The following is a 20,842-nucleotide window of genomic DNA, read 5'->3' as shown; positions in this document are numbered from 1 at the left end:
GCTTAAAATATAGTAAAGATATCAGAGGACTCAAATACATAATCATTACCCTACTTACTCTGCTCTGGATATTCTATGCAATGCCCTTCATTCTGTTGAAGATACCGTATGTTCAACACCAGGTTTCCAACATTGCATCGACCGAATTATCCAGTCACCTCGGTGTGCCCGTAAAGATAGGAAACGTAAATATCGAATGGTTCAACCGGCTGGTTCTCGACAACTTATACCTGGAAGACCAGGAAGGGGAAACCTTGTTTGAAGCCAACCACGTAGCAGCAGGCTTCGAGGTATTGCCCCTGCTGAAAGGCAAATTCGTATTCTCGACCGTGAGGCTGTTCGGTTTCTCGGTCAATCTGAAGAAAAAGACACCCGATGCCCCGCTCAACCTCCAATTCGTGATCGATGCTTTCGCCAGCAAAGACACCTTGAAGAAGAACCCGAATATCGACCTGCGTTTCAACTCGATACTGATCCGCCGGGGAAACTTCCGCTATGATGTGGAAAGCGAAGCCCCCACGCCCGGCAAGTTCAACGGTAAGCATGTGGACATCAAGAACCTGAGTGCCAAAATATCCCTGAAAGCATTCAATAAGGACAGCTTGAATGCCAACATCAAGAAGATGAGTTTCGACGAGGCTTCCGGTTTTGAGTTGAACAAGCTTACGATGAATATCATCGGTAACCGCGACAGTGCTTTCATCAACAACTTCGAGATAAAACTACCGGAGACAGACCTGAAGATCAGCCGTGCCCAAATAGGCATGCAAGAGATCAAGAATGCCACCGAACTGCTCAACCAGGCTCCGCTGGAACTCAATATCTCCCCTTCCCAGATTTGCCTGAAAGACCTGTCGCCTTTCGTCCCCGCCTTCCAGAATTTCACGGAGACGATCGAGCTGTCGGCCGAGGCGTCCGGCTACATTAATAATATCGACCTGAAACGGCTGACACTCCGGTACAGCGACAAGATGCTTTTCGTAGGAAAAATGGAGCTGAAAGGGATCACCCACCCCGAAGAGGCCTATATATTCGGACAGGTCAATAAAATGTATATCACCACCGACGGTATAGCCGGACTGGTGAACAACTTCAACAAGAAGCCCGTCACACTTCCCGATCCGGTCGTCAAGCTCGGCACGGTTAACTTTACCGGTGAGATATCCGGCTTTTTCGATAACCTGGTTGCATTCGGGAAGTTCTCGTCAGCCATCGGTTCCGTACAAACGGATATGATATTCGGTAGCGACAAGGAGAACGGCATCACGGCCTATCTGAAAGGACATGTTTCAACCCCCGGTTTACAACTGGATGAGTTATTCAACGAAGGGAACCCGTACGGGAATACAAAGCTCAGCATCTCGATCGACGCCAAACAGCACAAACACAGCGGTTTCTTCGGAAACATAAAGGCAAACATCGACGAGATCGAATACAAGAAATATACCTATAACGACATCCACCTTTCCGGTAATTTCAAAAAGAACAGTTTCGACGGAATGGTGCAGGTGAACGATCCGAACGGTCAGCTTTATGCCGAGGGTATGTTCAGGCATGAAGGACAAAACTCCATGTTCAACTTTACGGCCAACTTACAGCATTTCCGGCCGGACAGCCTGAACCTGATCGACAAATACGAATCGCCGGATATCTCGTTATCACTCAACGCCGACTTCACGGGTAACAATATCGACAACCTCGAAGGGAACATCACGATAGACAGTCTGTCGTTCAAAACCGCCCCGAGCAGTTTCTTCCTGAAGAAGTTCCAGGTAACCGCTTCGGGGCATTCGCTCGACCGGCACCTGACGATCTCTTCAGATATCCTGAACGGGGAAGTGACCGGAGCCTATTCCTTTAAAACGATTGTGCCGAGCTTTATGAATACTTTCAAGGGATACATACCGGCTCTGATCAACGCGACGCAGAAAAAACAGAAGGTGGAAGAAAACAACTTCTCCCTGCTCCTTACCGTCGAAAACACCGACAGCATCTCCAAAACGTTGAAGCTGCCTTTCACTATGGTAAGCCAGGGACGCATCACCGGCCATTATAACAACCTGTACAACAAATTCCGCTTCGAAGCCTTCCTGCCGAAGTTCAAGCTGGGCAATTCGATGTTTGAATCCGGTTACCTGACTTGTGACAATCCGGCGGAAGACATAACCCTGCAACTGAAAGCGGTCAACTACAACCAGAAGGGAACCCGTAACTATCTGGATCTGAAAGCAGATGCAAAAGACAACCGGATCAATACCCTGGTAGGATGGGCGAACAATAAAGAGAAAGTGTTCAGGGCCGAACTGTCTGCCTCCGCCCTTTTCACGGAAGAAGAGCATGAAAAAAAGCCCAGTACGCTGCGGACTAATATATCCCTGAACGAAAGTCCGCTGATACTGAACGACTCTATATGGAAAATCAACCCTTCGGAGATAACAATAGCTGACGGCAGGATAGATATCGACAACTTCAAAGTATCCAACGAGCAACAATATCTTCGTTTGGACGGTAGCATTTCCAGCAATCCGGCCGACACGCTGCTGATGGATCTGAAGGAAGTGGAGCTCAGCTACATATTCGACATCCTGAATATCCCCGTCCTGCAATTTGCCGGGAAAGCCACAGGAACCTTTAATATATGTGACTTGTACGGCAGTCGTATGCTGAACACCGACCTGGAAATAAAAGACTTCTCCTTCAACCAGGTTGCACTCGGCCGCCTGAACCTGTTCAGCGAATGGGACGACGAGCAGCAAGGCATCCTGATGCTCGGCAGTATCTATAAGAACGATACGACATGGACTGACGTAAGCGGTTACATTTTCCCCGTCGGGAAGAATGCCGGCCTGTCGCTGTTCTTCGGGGCAAACGACCTCAACATCGCTTTCCTCCATCCTTTTGTGGATAAGGTAGCCAAGAATATACAGGGACGCGGTTTCGGAAACGTCCACCTGCACGGCCCCTTCAAAGCACTGACCGTAGAAGGAGATGCCTACGTGGAAGACGGCGGACTGGGTATCGAATATACCAATACCTATTATACCTTCTCCGACTCCATCCATCTGGATGCGGGCTCCATTAACATGAGAGACCTGAAAGTGAACGACAAGTTCGGCAACTCGGGGATTGTCAACATGCACGTCTATCACAACCATTTCAAGGATGTCAGCTTCGATGTGAACGTCAAGACAAACAACATGCTGGTGTTTGATGCTACCCGTAAATTAAACCCGTTGATCTATGGTACGGTGTTTGGTAGCGGAACGGCTTCCATCAAAGGAAACGACAAGCTGATCAACTTCGACATTAATATGCGGAACGATCCGAAGACGACCGTCACACTCGACTTCATGAATAATACAACGGCTGCCGACTACGATTTTATCACTTTCGTCGATAAAAAGAAGCTCAAGGATGCCGCCGCCAACGGCACACTCCCCTACGATTCACTGAACGTCGCGTCCAACGTAGAGGAAGAGGGAGCCGAGCTGCGCATGAACTTCCTGCTCGATATCAACCCGGATGCCAATATCGAACTGATCATGGATCCGATAGCAGGCGATAAGATCACCGGGAATTGTAGCGGAAGCATGCAAATTGAATACGGCACGAAGACAGACCTGCGCATGTATGGGAATATGGGTATCGTAAGCGGTAACTACAATTTCAGCCTGCAACAGATCATACACAAGGACTTTAAGATACGCGACGGTAGTTCGATCGACTTCCGCGGCGATCCCTTCGATGCCACGATGCATGTTAACGCGATCTATAACCTGACAGCCAACCTGCGTGACCTGGATGAAAGTCTTGCCGGACAAAGCGCGCGAACAAACGTTCCGGTAAACTGCGTGCTTAACCTGGACGGTATGTTGCGCAACCCGGCTATTTCATTCGACCTGGAGCTGCCCGGTTCCAACGAAGAGATAGAACGACAGATGAAATCGCTGATAGACACAGAAGATATGATGACCCGGCAAATCATCTACTTGCTGGTGCTGAATAAGTTCGATACCCCAGAATATAATCGTGGCGTCGGCACCTACCGTTCAAGCGAACTGAGCGCCGTAGCTTCATCTGCCCTCTCATCCCAAATATCCAGTATCCTGAACAGTCTGACCGACAAGGTGCAGATCGGAACCAACATCCGTACCAGCGAAGACGGCATACAAGACACCGAAGTCGAAATGATGTTGTCGAGCCAATTGCTTGACAACCGGTTGCTGCTTAACGGAAGTTTCGGCTACAAGAACAGGACTGCCGAAGCTAGTCAAAAGAATGATTTCATAGGAGAATTCGATCTCGAATATAAGCTCACCAGAAGCGGGGAGATCCGCCTGAAGGCTTACAACCACTCCAACGATATGTACCGTTATCTGAAGCAGTCGCTAACCACACAAGGGGTAGGTATCATGTTCAAGAAGGACTTCACCCACCTGTCGGAATTCTTCCGCAGAAGGAAAAGACTGCCGCTTATGCCGCTTGCCCCTGCCGATACGGTTCCGCCGATGAGAACGGATACTACAACGATAACAGCTCCTTCACAGCCGAATAATAAGCAGTAAGGTTGTTGCTTTTCAGCACCTTCTTTCGCAGACGCTTTTCCGCATCCGGCAGAAGATACTCCCAAAGGGTTTTCAGTTTAGCCAGTATCTGGTGGTCGCCGCCTTCCAGACGCGAAGTGTATTGTTCAGCAAGGAGCTGATGAAAGGTCGCAAGCTTTGTCCGTTTCTCTGCTTCCGGCAATGTTTGGCCGGTAAGATATTCGGTTGCCAGCCAGGGGTGCGACAGTAATCCCCGTCCCAGCATAACGCCTTTCAGGCTGGGGTAACGGTCTGTTACCGAATAGATATCTTCCAGGGTATTCAGGTCGCCGTTATAAATAAGCGGATGGGTACATGCTTCGTAGAAACGGGAAAAGCCATCCATATCCACCGTCCCTTTATACTGTTGAACCCCGATCCGCGGATGCAACGTGACATGGGTGAAAGGCAGAGCGTTGATGTGGGGCAAAAGAGATAACGATTCGTCCGGCCGCTCCCACCCCAGCCGGAGCTTCAGCGAGAAGCTCATTTCCGGAAACTCCCGGAGCGTGTCCAGCAGTGCGACGGCTTCCTCTTTATAAGGTAATATCCCCGATCCCCGGTGCAGACGGGCCTGCATAGGAAAAGGACAGCCCATATTTATATCCGCCTGCCTGTATCCCTGCTCCCGGAAGAAGGCGGCGATACGCCGGAACTCATCGGGTGTAGCGGCTATCAGTTGGGGTATGACCGGAATGTCCCGGTTATGTTCGGGAGACACGTCACGCAGTTCTTTGTTGCGGAAACCCTCTTTCTCCACACGCACAAAAGGGGTGTAATAATTCTCCACCCCACCGAATATACGGTGGTGGACTTCCCGGTACACGGCATCGGTATATCCTTGCAAAGGGGCGAAATGTATTTTATAATCCATCAGGGAAACAGTTCTGAGAATAATGAATGAAGTTGTGTTTTAGCCAGTTCGAAATCCTGCTTTCCGCCTAATTCCTTTTCCAGCGAAGTGACGCCTTTATCGGTGAAGCCACAAGGGTTGATCAGCGAGAAATAGCTCAGGTCGGTATTGATATTCAGCGCAAAGCCGTGCATGGTGACATACCGGCTGCTCTTCACTCCGATGGCACATATCTTACGGGCACGGCCTTTTACTTCGGGGTCGATCCAGACGCCGGTCGCCCCTTCCAACCGCTCCCCTTTTATCCCATAGAGAGACAGGAAGCGGATAATGACCTCTTCCAGGGTGTGGATATACTGTTTCAGTCCCAGTTGCCAGTGTTCGAGGTCGAATACCGGGTAACCGGTGATCTGTCCGGGGCCATGATAGGTAATATCCCCTCCCCGGTTCGTGTGGAAGAAGGAAATGCCCCTCTGTTTCAGTAGCTCGGCAGGGATCAGCAGGTTAGCGTCTTTTCCGCTCTTGCCGATCGTCAGCACGGGTTCATGTTCGCAGAAAAACAGTTTATTCTCTCCCTGTCCGCCCCACACCTTGGCATGCAGCAGTGTCTCAAACGCTTCCGTTTGAACCTTTAAAGCGTCGGCATAAGCGATACGTCCGAGGTCGTGAAAAGTGAAGCTCTCCATTTCTTTCTCTTTTTTATTTTACCATCTTTATTTTCTATCTCTCCGGCACCGTGGCCCATCTGTATCTTTATCAGCTTACCCATCAGGGAAAGGATCTGCCCCTGCCGCTTCAACATGTAGGGAGAAGGTTTGCCGGAATTGAATTTCCGCGGATTGGGTAGTGAAGCAGCTATCAACGCCGCCTCGCCCGCACTCAACCCGGCTGCCGGCTTCTTGAAATGAGCCTGTGCCACCGCCTCGGCCCCGTAGATACCATCCCCCATCTCTATGGAGTTGAGATAGACCTCCATGATGCGTTCCTTTCCCCATATCCATTCGATCAATAGGGTGAAATAGGCTTCGATCCCTTTCCGGATATAGCTTTTCGTAGGGAGAAGGAATACGTTCTTGGCTGTCTGCTGTGAGATCGTGCTGGCACCCCGGACACGTTTCCCTTTCTCGGCTTCGTCGCGGGCCTTCTGTATCTGCTCGATATCGAAGCCGTTATGGTCGAGGAACAGGTTATCTTCCGAAGCGACCACCGCCTGCACCAGCGGTTGGGCAATCTCCGACAACGGCACCCATTTATGGTCGAGCTTGAAGGGTTTGCCGGCCTTATACTGGTCATACAGGCGTGTCAGCATCAAAGGCGTATAGTAAACGGGGATGAACTTGAAAGCCACCACCGCCAACAGACTGGATACAAACAGGAATATAAGGATATTCCGGCACCAGATTAAAATTCGTTTTATAAAAGGCATACTGTTCAGTCTTCTTTAGTGACGGCAAACTTACAAAAAGTAATGGTAATGACAGGCTTTGTTACAGGTTTATTTATGACAGATTGTTTATGTCCAAATAGGCCTAAATCTTTCTATGTTTTAAACACCTACCTTACCGCCACCTTTCGCACCGTCGCCTCAACCTGTACGATCTAGATATTCGTCGCTGTCGAGCAGGCAGCCTTCGGGCGTAAAGATGCGAATAGTGGGAAAAAAACGTGCCGGGGGAAGAATTTGGGGGAAGACTGAAGGAGGTTACAGAGGGAAAATGTATCTTTGTAACTGTGAAATCCTAAATACCCGTCAAAGATCATGAGCATAAAATATCCTATCGGAATACAGAACTTCGAGAAACTCCGCAAAGACGGATATCTCTATGTCGACAAAACAGCCTTGATGTATCAGTTGGTGGATCGTGGCAGTTACTACTTCCTCAGCCGCCCGCGCCGTTTCGGCAAAAGCCTGCTGATCTCCACCCTCGAAGCCTACTTCGAAGGCAAGCGCGAACTGTTCGAAGGGTTGGCGGTAGAAAAGCTGGAAAAAGACTGGGTGAAACGGCCGGTGTTGCATCTGGATCTGAATACGCAGAAATATGATACTCCGGAAAGTTTAGTGGATATTCTCAATGCGACCCTGACCAGGTGGGAACAGATGTATGGCAGCGAACCGTCTGAAGTAGGGCCGGCCTTGCGCTTTCAAGGTATCATCCGCCGGGCTCATGAAAAGACAGGCCACCGCGTTGCCATCCTTGTCGACGAATATGACAAACCGATGTTGCAGGCTATCGGAAATGAGGAACTGCAACAATCGTTCCGCAGCACGTTGCAGGCTTTTTACGGCGCACTGAAAACGATGGACGGATATATCAAGTTCGCTTTCCTGACAGGCGTCACCAAGTTCGGTAAGATCAGCGTGTTCAGCGCACTCAATAACCTGAAGGATATGTCGATGGACGAACGGTACATCGACATATGCGGCATTACGGAACGGGAGATACATCTGTATTTTGAAGAAGTACTGCATGCGTTGGCTAATAAACAAGGAATGACGTATGAAGAAACATGCGCCGAACTGAAAGAGCGTTACGACGGCTATCATTTCACAGAAAACAGCATCGGTATCTACAACCCCTTCAGCCTGCTCAACACATTCGATCAACTGAAATTCGGCAACTATTGGTTTGAAACCGGTACGCCGACCTATCTGGTGGAGCTGCTGAAAATGCATAATTACGACCTCCACAACATAGAGAATGTAGAAACCGACGAAGATACGCTCAACAGCATCGACTCTTCTTCGACCAACCCGATACCGGTGATTTACCAGAGCGGTTACCTGACGATCAAGGACTACGACCGCCGTTTCGGCACGTACTACCTGGGTTTCCCTAACCGCGAAGTGGAAGAAGGGTTTATGAAGTTCTTGTTGCCTTTCTACACCGATACCGACAAGGTGGACGTTGCTTTCCATATCACAAAATTCGTCCGCGAAGTGGAGAACGGCGATTACGACGCTTTCTTCCGCCGCCTGCAATCCTTCTTTGCCGACACGCCTTACGAGTTGGTGCGCGACCTGGAACTGCATTACCAGAACGTGCTGTTCATCGTCTACAAGTTGATCGGTTTCTATGTAAAGGCGGAATACCATACTTCACAAGGGCGCATCGACCTGGTGCTGCAAACGGACAAGTTCATCTATGTGATGGAGTTCAAATTCGAAGGCACCGCCGAGGAAGCTCTCCGGCAGATTGAAGAAAAGAACTATGCCCTCCCCTTCGCCTCCGACCCGCGCAAGCTATTCAAGATCGGCATCAACTTCAGCAATGAGATGCGGAATATCGAGCGGTGGGTGGTGGAAACGGCTATATGATGCGAACAGTTCAGTTCTTGGCAGTTTTGAATGTAGTGTCGTTTGTAGGGGCGGGGTCTGCCCGCCCTTCTCCACCGGTTGTTATATTATTGTCGCAAAGGGCGGGCAAACCCCGCCCCTACAAAGCCTGTCATTTGGGTTCACATTTTTCTATGTTTTAAACCCCTACCTTACCGCCACCTTTCGCACCGTCGCACCAACTTGTACGATATAGATATTCGTCGGCAATTGCCGACGGTTCAGTCCCGGGACTGAACGGAAGCTGTCGAGCAGGCGACCCTCCGGCGTAAAGATGCGGACGGGCGACGACGGCAGGCCTTCGGGCAGGCGGATGCAGAGACAGGCGTTTTCGCTCCATATCTCCGGCTCGGGAGCGGCGGTGCGGATCGGTTCGTTGGCAACGGGAGGCGGGTTCTTCTCGATACCGTCGATGAAGATCTCCACGTCGGTGCGCACGTACTTCACCAGGTAGGCTCCGTCGGAGGTGCGGGGCTGAAGCGTCTCGCCACGGCTGGTGGTGACCACGGGTTGCGACTGGTTGTAAGCCGTATCCAGCGTGAGGTAGAAGCGGAAGGTACTCCACGACTCCACTTCGTAATCACCTGCAACGGGGTCGGTCACGGCTCCCGTTACAGACGGTAGCGTGACGGTGTAGTAGACCGTTGGGGCAGGTTCGGGTTCGGGTTCAGGATCAGGTTCGACCGGCGGCACGGGTTTATTCTCCAGATAATCGCTTGCCGGCAGGGTAGGCTGGCAGGAAGGGGATAGCCAGTCGGTGTAAGAAAGAAAGCCATCGGCATTGCCCTTCACTATCTTCAACTGCGGCAGGTTGCTACTACCGCCACCACTCCAAGACCATGCCTTACTCCATCCGTTGTCGGCGGCGGTAGGGTCGGGTATCAGATTACCTTTGAACGTATCGAGCCAAGTATCGGCACCGTTCACATCCTTATCGTTACCGTTGCTGACGACCTTCTTGTTTACCCGTATCGTAGAAGCGTAGTTGTCGGAGAGGGTGACAGATGAGGATACACCTCCGGCTATCCGGTTGCTCTGTCCTTCTTTTCCATTTACCTGTTCATTCAGGGCGAGGTTGTTTGAGAGCGTTCCAGTCTGAAAATTCCCGAAGATACCGCCGGCGTAGTTATCATCCGTCCCGTCTGCCGCCTCGACAGCTCCTGTGGCATAGGTATAGGAAATTACACCACCAGTAGAAGAATATCCGGCAATACCGCCGGCGTAGTTGCTGTAATCTCCCTTCGCCTTCACTCCGACAGTGGCATAGCAATGGGTTAGAGAAGAGTTAAGAGATCCCACTATACCACCGGCATCGGATAAAGTAACCTCAATCTGCCCGCTGTCACCCCTACCAGATCTTCCTTTCGCCATAACCTCCCCCTCTCCCACAACATAACAGTTGGAGATATTGCTAGCCCGTCCGGCTATTCCTCCGGCATAGGCGCTAGCTAGCGTTGAAGGAACAGCCTGTACCCCTTCCGGCGCCAGAACGACACCGAGGTTACGAAGGGTTCCAACCGAGGCATAGCCGAACAAGCCGGCATAGGCATATTTAGAGACAGCCGTCTCCACCTTCACCCTCAGCCCCTTCACGCAATGACCCTTGCCGTCGAAATTGCCGCGGAAAGGATGGTCGCGATTTCCTATCGGCGTCCAGTAATGGGCGGACAGGTCGATGTCGGCGGCGAGGGCGAAGTAGATGCCTTTGAAGCCGGAGTCGCTGTCGTCTTTATTCTCCAAAGTACCGCCAGACAAATTCTTATCTACCGTGAGGTTTGCTCCTGCATTCACCTGCTTTGCCAGATAGGCCAGTTCGGCTCTGTTGGCTATCAGGATGGGGGCGTCCCAAGATAAGCCGTCGCCACCATCTGTATTCACGATACTTCCGGCTATCAGGTGGTCAGAGGCGGGGATGGGTTGTTGGGGAGAGGTCTCAGAAGGCCAGTCGGAGTAAGTCGGATTGCCGCCGGAGTCTTCACCTTTCAGTTTCAGCTGGGGCAAGCTGCCGTCGGTAGGGAAAGTCCAAGCATTGTTCCAGTCATTGCTGCTATCTCCTTTCAGTTTTGTCTCAAAGTCTTTGAGGGTGATCTCGTCATTGCCATTGGCTTCATTTGCGGCGCTGCTGCTAATGGTCTGGCCGTTCACCTGTATCTCGGGAGAGGCGTAATTGGTGCCGAGAGTGGCATTTTCACCCTTTCCCCCAACTATCCGGTTACTATATGAGCTACCTCCTATTATCTGTCCATTGGCGGCCAAACTGTTTTCGAGTGTGCCCCCGTTCTCCAACCATCCGCAGATACCGCCGGCATAATCTCCTGTTCCCGCTTCAACATCTCCCGTGGCATAGGTGTGAGAGATCGTTGATCTAGAATTACCATACCCGACAATACCACCAACATGAACCTCACCTTTAGGTCCTACCTTTACATTTACAGTAGCATAACAATTAGCAAGCGAACCATCAGTGTCAAGATATCCTACGATCCCACCGACGCAATAGCCAAAGTTCAATGAAGAATGTATCTCAATCCTCCCCTCTCCCACTACATAGCAGTTAAAGATTTTATGAGCGCACCCGGCTATTCCACCGGCATAAACAACACGCTCCGTCGAATTTACCTGTATCCCCGCATCCGCCAGACGGACACCGAGGTTACGGAGGATTCCGACATACGTAGAACCGAACAAGCCGGCATAGGCTTCCCCACTAACGGTTTCGACCTTCATCACCTTCAGGCTGTTCACACAATGCCCCCGGCCGTCGAAATTACCTTTGAAAGAAGTAGTGTTCCCTATCGGCGTCCAATCATAACCCGACAGGTCGATGTCGGCGGAGAGGGCGAAGTAATAGGACATAAAGCCTCCTGCTTGACCTTTACCGGTCGGATCGATCGATTTGCCGTCACCATAATTGATAGACTGTTTGCTATTCACCTGCTGCGCAAAGTAGGCAAGCTCTTCGGCAGTGGCTATCTCGATGGCATCGTTCCAGGATGAGCCGTCGCCACCGTTTTGGTTTGCTATCTGAGTCGCACAATGGTCTTTCCAGTTATCCTGCCCTGCCGCCATCGGGGCAAAGAGGCAGAGGAAGAACAGTGCCGCCAGAAGGCGGCAGGCTGTTTGTCGGTAAGTTGTTATCAGTTTCATAATCTATCCTATTGTTTTATGTTTATAATCGTAAAGGAAACGATAGCACAGATAAAGGAAATGCAGGAGTTCGGAGCCGTAGAACTCTCCGTCTTGACCGATTCCCGGATTTTTATTACTCGTATCGCCATTTCCGCAAAATCGAATATTCTCATTGTAAATATACCGTATATCTTTATTTGTATCCATACATCCGAATACCTGTAAACAATACTTCTTCCAGGTATTCAGATCATCTTCATCGAAAGGATAATACTCGGCACCCCGACCTTCGCCTTTAGGGGTGGCTCCGTCAGGTCTTTCGCCTGGCTTTCTCCTGAAACGGTTCACGTAAGGTTCAACCATGTCGATACAGAACTTTACGAATTGGGTTCCGCTGTCCGGCACGTAGTTGCCTGCCAGGTATTTATAGCATTCATACAGGGTTTCGCAATACTGGTATTTGTAGAAGGTCTTATCGTAGCCGATCCCACCATACTCTTCTGCGGGAGTTTCCGAGAAAAAGTAAAGGTCGTCTATAATGCCGGCGTCTACCAGTTCACAACCGGTACTATTCCAGCAATCCTTATCATTATCCGACAGAAAATACGCTGTATCAAATGAGATGACACTTATATTATCATAAGACTCTTCGAGCATCCCGGCACATTTTTCCACCCACTGATAATACCGGTCGTTGCATGGCTGCATGATGTCGAAGGTAGCGTATCGGTTGATGTTTACCATATAGCAGAAGATTTGCTGCAATAAAGAGATAGCACGGTCGTCGCCCGTCAAGCCACCGACTATCTTCTTTATATTCGCATTATTACCGATATTGGCAATCAGCGAATAAAGGTTTTCTCTGGTTAGGATAACTTTCACAGGGCTTGAAATGTCCTCATCCAATATTTTCCGATAAAGCAATACGCCATACTCTACCGAAACATGGAACAATTGCGTATCATCAGAAGATTCAGAGGTCATAGAGGTAATTCCGAGATAGAAGTCGGTCGTTGCCGGTTTGGACTTTTGGCTCCATAAAGCCTCTGCACCGAGGGCCGAAGCCTTGTCGGTGTCGAGCACGATAGCCAGATAGTCGAGCAGCATTTCGTTAGACATATTGCGCATCATCGAACTGAGCGGCATTTTATAAGTACCATCGTCATTGAGCAACGGGGCAACCGACGGTTTCTGCTGCGGCGTGCCTTCGCGCACCTCCCCGGCTCCGGACAGGTAGCTGTTGCGCCAGATGCCCGACTCGGCCAAAAAGCCCAGTTGCTGCAACGAATCGGCCAGATAATCGCGATAGGATTCATCGTTGGGAGCCTTTCCCAACAGAAGCTGATAGCAGACATCGGCCACGAAACGATAATTGCCCTGCTTATATTCTGCCTCTATCTGCTTTACGAGATTTTCTGCCGGTTGAAGCAGCAGCGCGGCATACTTCTCTGCCCGTTCCTTTTCGGGCAACGGATCGAGGTGCACCGGATTGGCATCATACCAGCCCAGGTAGCGCTGGTAGACGGCACGGGCATTATGTTTGAGCGTGCCGTAGTAAGGACGCAGGTAGGGAGTGCACTCCAGCGGTTTGGGCAAACGCACCTTTTCGGCTATCTCGTCGGGTTTGAAGCCCTGGTTCATGTAGAGCAGGCACTGATCGTTGAGATATTTGTAGGCGGCGGCGGTACGGAAGAGGTATTCGTTTACGGCGTTCTCCTTATTTACGGCATTGACACGGGGCCAGTTGTGTGCCTGAAACACCACTTCGGCATCGGGCCAGAGGCTGAGTGTTTGCATCAGGAAGTCCGACCAGGCCTTGGCATCGCGTACCTGGGCACCCCGCAGGGTATAGAGGTTGTGGAGCGTGCCGTTGCAGTTTTCGGCCATCCAAAGGGCACGGTGAACCAGTTGACCGTCTTGATAAAACTCCAGATAGTTGTTCATCTCCGCCGGAGCCTCGGTGCCGGGAGTTAGCTGGAAGTAGAGGCGAACGTTGCCGAAAACGAGGTAACGCCGACCTGTTTCCTTTATGCCTTTGAAATCGTGATCATGGCTGTTCATAAAAACCTCGTCCACCTCAAAGGAGGGGCGCAAGTAACCCACCGTACCTTTCGACTGTCCCTGGCCGATACCGATGCTGATGCGTCCGCAGGGACAGGCAGCCAGACCGGTGCCGTACTGGTAAGAGGCACGGCGCCCCATTGCTACACCGGCATAGAGGTTTTCGCTTACAGCATGCTGCTCGAAACCTTTGGGAGCGTAGATAATTAGCTCGCCACCGTTGATATCCTTCAGGGTTTGCAGTCCGCCGTAGTGGTCGATATGGCTGTGGCTGACGATGACGGCTTCTATCGTCTCCTTACCTACTTTTGCATAATTGTTTTTATATTTCTTATCCAGATAGTCATTGAAGAGATCGACTGCCACCTGTGTGCATTCGCCGCTCATCAGGGTGTCGAAGATCAGCCACGACTTGCCGGTATATACAAAGGAGATGTTTGCCATATCGTAACCGCGCACCTGGAAGATGGGCATTTCGTCGTGTACCCGGAATACGCCGTTCAGATGGTTGTTGCGGCCGTTGTTCCAGAGGCTGGGATGGACGGTGTAGTTCCTGTCGTATTGTTTTTCCAGGAAGTCGTATTCAGCCTGGCTCCAGACTACTATTTTTTCATCCTTGTCTTCGTTATCATTGTGTTTGTATACAACACAATTGCCGTCGCCCGTATAATCGGGGGTATCCACTTTTTCAAGCGTAGTGTCGCCCAGCAGGATATATTGCGCTTCATTGCTTTTAGCAGTGAAATCGGTGACCACCGGCTGGCTGCCGATAGGGTTGTTGCTGATAAATGTTTTCTTTTCCATGATATGATATTTTTAGTTGTTTATGTTATAACGGACTATTTTACCGCTACCTTTCGCACCGTCGCACCAACTTGTACGATATAGATATTCGTCGGCAATTGCCGACGGTTCAGTCCCGGGACTGAACGGAAGCTGTCGAGCAGGCGACCCTCCGGCGTAAAGATGCGGACGGGCGACGACGGCAGGCCTTCGGGCAGGCGGATGCAGAGGCAGGCGTTTTCGCTCCATATCTCCGGCTCGGGGGCGGCGGTGCGGATCGGTTCGTTGGCAACGGGAGGCGGGTTCTTCTCGATACCGTCGATGAAGATCTCCACGTCGGTGCGCACGTACTTCACCAGATAGGCTCCGTCGGAGCTGCGGGGCTGAAGCGTCTCGCCACGGCTGGTGGTGACCACGGGCTGCGACTCGTCGTAGTCCGCATCCAATGTGAGGTAGAAGCGGAAGGTACTCCACGATTCCACTTCGTAATCGCCTGCCACGGGGTCGGTCACGGCGCCCTCTACAAAGGGTAAGGTGACTGTGTAGTAGACCGTAGGCGGTGGCGGTGGCGGCGTGGGATCCTCGTAATTGAAGCGGACACTCAGGTAGAGGTCGGCATCGGGCATCAGGATCGTGTTGCCGGAAAGAGTCCGCAGATTGTCGGCACTGCTGCCGGAAAGGTATTTCGAGAAACGGTAATTAGGGTTTTCCGTATACGAAAGCGTCAAGAGGGTGCCGGGGGCTATCTTGCTGTCGTCAGATAGTTTGTTTCCGTTTTTGTCTGTTACCTTCAGAGTCCCTCCGGTAGGAGAAACGATGTAAAGGGTATGCTTCGGAAGGAAATAGGGGGCGGCATCCGGGGGGTTACCACCCATGCCATTCAACTGTGGTAGCTTGCCGGACTCGAATGTCCAGTTATTAGCCCAGCCGCTGCTGGGGTCTCCCTTCTTCAGATCGGCTTCAAAGCTATTCAGACTGGTGTTGGCACCATTTTGGTTGGTAACCTGATTGTCGGGGAAAGTCTTGCCGCTTAGCTGCACCCAGGGGGAGGCATAGTTGAAGGCAAAGGTAACGCCTTTGCCATTTCCGGCTATCCGTCCCGCATTCAATCCATTAATCTTCGTATTCAGAGCCAGGCTGTTTGTTATACGTCCAGAGGAGTATCCACAAATACCACCGGCATAGTTCGCATTTTCTGCATCAACAGTTCCCGTAGCATAGGTATAGGAGATTTCACCTTTGTGTTCTAATCTACCGACAATACCTCCGGCATTGCACTGATTTCTTTGTAAACCACCGGTGCCCACATTCACAGTAGTGTAGCAGTGGGTGATAGTTACATTATCAAATGTTAATCCTACTAATCCTCCGGCATAGGCATTCTTTGGACCGGTAGCCATCACACACGCATCTCCCTCTACGTAGCAGTTGCTAATGGAACCTTTGCTTAAGTACCCCGCTAATCCACCGGCATAGGCAATGGATTCAAAGTTTGGTTCATAATCCGCCGTAAGCGTAGCCTTCACTCCCCCTTCTCCAAGCCGGATACCCAGGTTGCGGATAGTAGCTCCATCGTTGAGATAACCAAATAATCCAGCATAGGCTATACCTGCATCCTGTTCCACACTCACCACCAGTCCTCTCACTTCGTGGTTGCAGCCATCAAAGTGGCCTCTGAAGGGATTCATGGCACTCCCTATCGGCGTCCAGTAATGGTCGGACAGGTTGATGTCAGAGGAGAGGGCGAAGTAGCAGTCTTTAACTTTATCCGGTTCGATTGAGGCGCCGCCTTTATGGGTGATAGACTGGTTGCTATTCACCTGCTGCGCAAAGTAGGCAAGCTCTTCGGCGGTGGCTATCACGATGGCGTTGTCCCAGGATGAGCCGTCGCCACCGTCTGTGTTTGCTATCTGATTCACACCATTTAAATAGTCTTTCCAGTTATCCTGCCCTGCCGCCATCGGGGCAAAGAGGCAGAGGAAGAACAGTGCCGCCAGAAGGCGGAGAGCGGATTGCTGTTTTGTCTTTGTTATTGTTTCCATACATATTATAGTGTTAATGATTTATACTGATTGACTATCCAGTTCCCATGCCGGAATGGCTGTTTGCTGTAAAGAACCCGATCGGGCCGCTCCGTTCGACTGGGTCGAAAGGAAGCGGTCGAAGGGTTCGAAAGGGAGCGTTCGACCGGGTCGAAAGGAACGGTTCGATCGGATCGAACGGGGCGGTTCGAACAGGTCGAAGGGGTCGGTTCGATCGGATCGAACAAAAACGGGTGTCGTCCGGCTGCGTTTATTCGATCACCGGACGGTCGTCTTCGCCACCTCCTCCTGTGCCGCCCACCACCAGCGGAAGGGTATACGTAAGGGTACGCGATTGCTTGAGCTGGGTGTTGTTGGTGCTGAACCAGGTTTCGAGGGTGAGCTCGTATTCACCGTCGGCCAGATCAGCGGGAATGTTGAACATCAGGCGGCTGGGATCGTTGATACCGAACACGGTGATAGTGGCTGCCACGCTCTTGTCGGCCATATTGACCAGGGTGAGCGAGCCGAGCGAGAGACCGTCGGCTCCGACACAGCGTATCTTCGAGCCGGTGACGTCGAGCATACCGCCGGGGGTGATGGTGCCGTCGGTCTTGCCGGTGGTCACGTCTTTCACGAGTCCGAACTTGGCGCCGCCCATATCTCTTACCGTTCCCGAAAATTCGAGGGCTACGAGATCGGTCTCGGCGCGCATGGCGGCGGTGGGGTTCATGTTGATAACGGCCTTATTCTTCGCCGGGTCTACCAGGCCTGTCTTTCCGAGGAAAAGGCCGGTGATGGCGGGGCCATACTGCACGTTGTCTGTTATCACGATGTTGTTTCCACAAGCCAGTTGGCGGATTTTCGTTTCCACCAGTTTGGTGATGTTCACGATCGTGTCGATGCGGTATTCGGTGCGTTCTTCAGCGATCAATCGCGCCACGTCGGCCATGTAGAAAGTTTGGATCGGTTTCACCTTAGCGGCGAAGTCTTCCTTCACGTCTTTTGTCATCAGGTACTCTTCGAGGTCGAATTTCCACACATACTTTTTTGTTGCCATAATGGTACTTTTATATTGTTAATACTAGTGATATCTAAAATCTCGTCATTTCTCTTTACGTTCTTCCAGGATGCGTTCCACCTCCTGTATCTGATAGTAGAGCCGGCAAGCCACCACGATCAGTCCGGCAGCCACCACCATCAACACGACGATGGCAACCCAGAAGTAGCCTGAATCGTAGAATGTCACAAACCAATCGGGTACGGTGGTATTCCTATCACTGATGTGTTGTATTCCTATCATCTGCATTATTTTCATGCTGCAAGGTGGAGAAAAGGTGGGAGAATGTTGTAACATTTTGCAAAATGAGACAAAAAAGAGAGGGGGAAAAGGGAGAGACAGAAGAAAAATGTATCTTTGTAACTATGAAATCCTAAAAACCCGTCAAGATCATGAGCATAAAATATCCTATCGGAATACAGAACTTTGAAAGTCTCCGCAATGACGGATACTTTTATGTCGATAAAACAGCCCTGATTTACCAGTTGGTTAATAACGGCCGGTATTATTTCCTCAGCCGTCCGCGCCGTTTCGGAAAGAGCCTGCTGCTGTCGACCCTCGAAGCTTACTTCGAAGGAAAGAAAGAGTTGTTCGAAGGACTGGCATTGGAAAAACTGGAAACGGATTGGGTGAAACGGCCGATATTGCATCTCGACCTGAATACGCAGAAATATGATACTCCGGAAAGTTTAGTGGATATTCTTAACGCGACCCTGACCAGGTGGGAACAGATGTATGGCAGCGAACCGTCTGAAGTAGGGCCGGCCTTGCGCTTTCAAGGTATCATCCGCCGGGCTCATGAAAAGACAGGCCACCGCGTTGCCATCCTTGTCGACGAATATGACAAGCCGATGTTGCAGGCTATTGGAAATGAGGAACTGCAACAATCGTTCCGCAACACCTTGCAGGCTTTTTACGGCGCACTGAAAACAATGGACGGTCATATCAAGTTCGCTTTCCTGACGGGTGTCACCAAGTTTGGCAAGATCAGCGTGTTCAGTGCATTGAATAATCTGATGGACTTGTCGATGTGGGAAGATTATGCCGCGCTCTGCGGTATCACCGAGCAGGAGTTGCACAATAACTTTGAAGAGGGCATCAGCCAACTGGCACAGACGCAAGGCTTGACTTACGACGAGGCTTGCGACGAACTGAAAGAACGTTACGACGGTTATCATTTCGTTGAGAATTCCGTTGGTATATACAACCCATTCAGCCTGTTGAATACATTCGCCAAACGGAAATTCGGCAATTACTGGTTCGAGACCGGAACACCGACCTATCTGGTGGAACTGCTGAAAATGCATAATTACGACCTCCATAACATAGAGAATATAGAAACCGACGAAGATACGCTCAACAGCATCGACTCTTCTTCGACCAACCCGATACCGGTGATTTACCAAAGTGGTTACCTGACGATCAAAGGCTACGACCGCCGTTTCGGCACGTACTACCTGGGGTTCCCCAACCGCGAAGTGGATGAAGGGTTTATGAAGTTCCTGTTGCCTTTCTATGCCGACACCAATAAGGTGGACGTCGCTTTCCATATCACGAAATTCGTCCGCGAAGTGGAGAACGGCGATTACGACGCTTTTTTCCGCCGCCTGCAATCCTTCTTTGCCGATACGCCTTACGAGTTGGTACGCGAACTGGAGTTACATTACCAGAATGTGCTTTTCATCGTCTACAAGTTGATCGGCTTCTATGTAAAGGCGGAATATCACACCTCGCAAGGCCGCATCGACCTGGTGCTGCAAACAGACAAATTCATCTATTTGATGGAGTTCAAATTTGAAGGAACCGCCGAGGAAGCGCTCCGGCAGATCAATGAAAAGAACTACGCCCTCCCCTTCGCCTCCGACCCGCGCAAACTATTCAAGATCGGCATCAATTTCAGCAATGAGATGCGGAATATCGAACGGTGGGTGGTGGAAGAATAATAAAATAAAGAAAGGAGAATCAAAATGGAACGGTTACTGGAACTGACTGACATAGAAATACGCATGGGGTTCGCTGCATCGTGTATAGAAGCAGCAGCCAAACAGGTTGGCTGTACATACAAGGAAATGTATAGACGGATGAAACGTGTAGACTTGATAAACGGCTACATTCTCCGGCACTATGATACAATTCATACGGAAAGCCGGGAAAACATCACCGCTAATGTTCTTGAATGCCTGAATAACTGGGAAGCCAGTCAAGGTTTCACCGCTCCCAAAGGAACTAATCTTTATCTGTTGAAACAGCAGGAGAAAGGAAACGGCTCATGCTAAAAGTTTATCATGGCGCAACTTGCGCTGTCCCCCAACCTCTTTGTAATGCAGGACGTCCGAACCTGGATTTCGGACAGGGCTTTTACGTTACCGATTTACGGGAACAAGCTGTCGGCTGGGCACAACGCCAAAGCGCAGGACGTAACGTAAAACCGTTGCTGAATGTCTATGAATTAGACATAGAACGCGTTCGTTCAACCTATCGATGCCTTTATTTCGATGCTTACGATGAAGCATGGCTCAACTTTATAGCCAACAGCCGCAAAGGGCTGGAGCCGTGGAAAGGGTATGACTTTGTTGAAGGAGGTGTTGCCAATGACAGAGTGGTCGATACGGTCAACCTCTATTTGTTAGGCCTGATGACAGCAGATGTGGCTCTCGAGCGTCTGGCACAGCATTTACCTAATAACCAGATGTGTTTGTTAAGTCAACCGCTGGTAAGCGAATGTTTGCATTATGTAGCTACCGAATTATTGACTGCTACTGATTTTCAAAAGGATAGTAAATTATGAGTAACGATAATATCATAAAAGACATCATCCTATGGCAGCGCATAGGATGCATTGCTGTCCGTCTTTCGGAACGGCTGAATGTATCTCCCGAAGAAGCTTTCGATATCTTCTATGAAAGCGATACCTGCCAACGTTTCCATAATCCTGACACCGGGCTATATCTTTACGGTGACCTCTACATCGTAGATGAAGTGATACGCGAATTGCAGGATAAGCAAGGATAATCAATC

Annotated in this window: 14 protein-coding genes; 6 read left to right on the top strand and 8 right to left on the bottom strand. The window is 50.5% G+C overall.

The annotated features are described in order from the left end of the window. The first annotated feature begins 80 nt into the window (after positions 1-80). The gene (locus HMPREF1212_RS07325; protein WP_198293256.1) at positions 81-4,565 is read left to right on the top strand and encodes a translocation/assembly module TamB domain-containing protein; all 4,485 of its coding nucleotides are present in this window, start codon (positions 81-83) and stop codon (positions 4,563-4,565) included. Here the strand turns inward: HMPREF1212_RS07325 and HMPREF1212_RS07320 are convergent. The 3 genes from HMPREF1212_RS07320 to mtgA are packed head-to-tail and all read right to left on the bottom strand — an operon-like array spanning position 4,522 to position 6,862. Beyond that, positions 4,522-5,457 carry a tRNA dihydrouridine synthase gene (locus HMPREF1212_RS07320; RefSeq protein WP_046148922.1) on the bottom strand — a complete coding sequence of 312 codons (936 nt, stop codon included), beginning with the start codon at positions 5,455-5,457 and terminating at the stop codon, positions 4,522-4,524. The genes HMPREF1212_RS07325 and HMPREF1212_RS07320 overlap by 44 nt on opposite strands. Further along, on the bottom strand, positions 5,457-6,122 hold the full coding sequence (gene lipB / locus HMPREF1212_RS07315) for a lipoyl(octanoyl) transferase LipB (RefSeq protein ID WP_046148921.1): 666 nt from the start codon (positions 6,120-6,122) through the stop codon (positions 5,457-5,459). The genes HMPREF1212_RS07320 and lipB overlap by 1 nt, the downstream gene beginning before the upstream one ends. After that, positions 6,068-6,862, bottom strand: a complete 795-nt coding sequence (gene mtgA, locus HMPREF1212_RS07310; protein WP_046148920.1) for a monofunctional biosynthetic peptidoglycan transglycosylase — start codon at positions 6,860-6,862, stop codon at positions 6,068-6,070. The genes lipB and mtgA overlap by 55 nt, the downstream gene beginning before the upstream one ends. A 333-nt stretch (positions 6,863-7,195) precedes the next feature. On the opposite strand from mtgA, the gene HMPREF1212_RS07305 reads away from it, so the two are divergent. After that, the gene (locus tag HMPREF1212_RS07305; RefSeq protein ID WP_046148919.1) at positions 7,196-8,752 is read left to right on the top strand and encodes an ATP-binding protein; all 1,557 of its coding nucleotides are present in this window, start codon (positions 7,196-7,198) and stop codon (positions 8,750-8,752) included. A gap of 165 nt (positions 8,753-8,917) precedes the next feature. Here the strand turns inward: HMPREF1212_RS07305 and HMPREF1212_RS26275 are convergent, their stop codons facing one another. The 5 genes from HMPREF1212_RS26275 to HMPREF1212_RS07280 all read right to left on the bottom strand — a co-directional run bounded on the left by HMPREF1212_RS26275 (position 8,918) and on the right by HMPREF1212_RS07280 (position 18,067). Continuing rightward, positions 8,918-11,917 carry a GLUG motif-containing protein gene (locus HMPREF1212_RS26275; protein ID WP_052724934.1) on the bottom strand — a complete coding sequence of 1,000 codons (3,000 nt, stop codon included), beginning with the start codon at positions 11,915-11,917 and terminating at the stop codon, positions 8,918-8,920. Between the two features lie 3 nt (positions 11,918-11,920). Continuing rightward, positions 11,921-14,764, bottom strand: a complete 2,844-nt coding sequence (locus tag HMPREF1212_RS26270; RefSeq protein WP_052724933.1) for an alkyl/aryl-sulfatase — start codon at positions 14,762-14,764, stop codon at positions 11,921-11,923. Positions 14,765-14,799: 35 nt separating this feature from the next. Then, complete coding sequence (locus HMPREF1212_RS07290) at positions 14,800-16,785, bottom strand: GLUG motif-containing protein (protein WP_046148918.1); 1,986 nt, start codon at positions 16,783-16,785, stop codon at positions 14,800-14,802. Positions 16,786-17,035: 250 nt separating this feature from the next. Then, positions 17,036-17,824: a DUF4469 domain-containing protein gene (locus tag HMPREF1212_RS07285; protein ID WP_046148917.1), complete on the bottom strand. Its 789-nt coding sequence runs from the start codon at positions 17,822-17,824 to the stop codon at positions 17,036-17,038. Positions 17,825-17,869: 45 nt separating this feature from the next. Beyond that, a complete protein-coding gene (locus HMPREF1212_RS07280; protein WP_028728403.1) occupies positions 17,870-18,067 on the bottom strand; it encodes a hypothetical protein in 198 nt (65 codons plus the stop codon). 149 nt (positions 18,068-18,216) lie between these two features. Between HMPREF1212_RS07280 and HMPREF1212_RS07275 the strand changes: the two genes are divergently transcribed. Genes HMPREF1212_RS07275 through HMPREF1212_RS07260 form a run of 4 tightly spaced genes read left to right on the top strand, consistent with a single transcriptional unit; the run spans position 18,217 to position 20,836 of the window. Then, the gene (locus tag HMPREF1212_RS07275; protein ID WP_046148916.1) at positions 18,217-19,767 is read left to right on the top strand and encodes an ATP-binding protein; all 1,551 of its coding nucleotides are present in this window, start codon (positions 18,217-18,219) and stop codon (positions 19,765-19,767) included. 24 nt (positions 19,768-19,791) lie between these two features. After that, entirely contained in the window at positions 19,792-20,100 is a 309-nt protein-coding gene (locus HMPREF1212_RS07270) for a DUF3791 domain-containing protein (protein WP_046148915.1), read from the top strand. Beyond that, positions 20,094-20,612: a DUF3990 domain-containing protein gene (locus HMPREF1212_RS07265; protein ID WP_046148914.1), complete on the top strand. Its 519-nt coding sequence runs from the start codon at positions 20,094-20,096 to the stop codon at positions 20,610-20,612. The genes HMPREF1212_RS07270 and HMPREF1212_RS07265 overlap by 7 nt, the downstream gene beginning before the upstream one ends. Then, entirely contained in the window at positions 20,609-20,836 is a 228-nt protein-coding gene (locus HMPREF1212_RS07260) for a DUF3791 domain-containing protein (RefSeq protein WP_046148913.1), read from the top strand. Before HMPREF1212_RS07265 ends, HMPREF1212_RS07260 begins: the two co-directional genes overlap by 4 nt. Positions 20,837-20,842 lie beyond the last annotated feature (6 nt).

Source organism: Parabacteroides sp. HGS0025 (assembly GCF_000969845.1).
GTDB lineage: Bacteria > Bacteroidota > Bacteroidia > Bacteroidales > Tannerellaceae > Parabacteroides > Parabacteroides gordonii.
The sequence above is the reverse complement of the archived record's forward strand: the minus strand, read 5'-3'. Positions and strand labels throughout refer to the sequence as shown.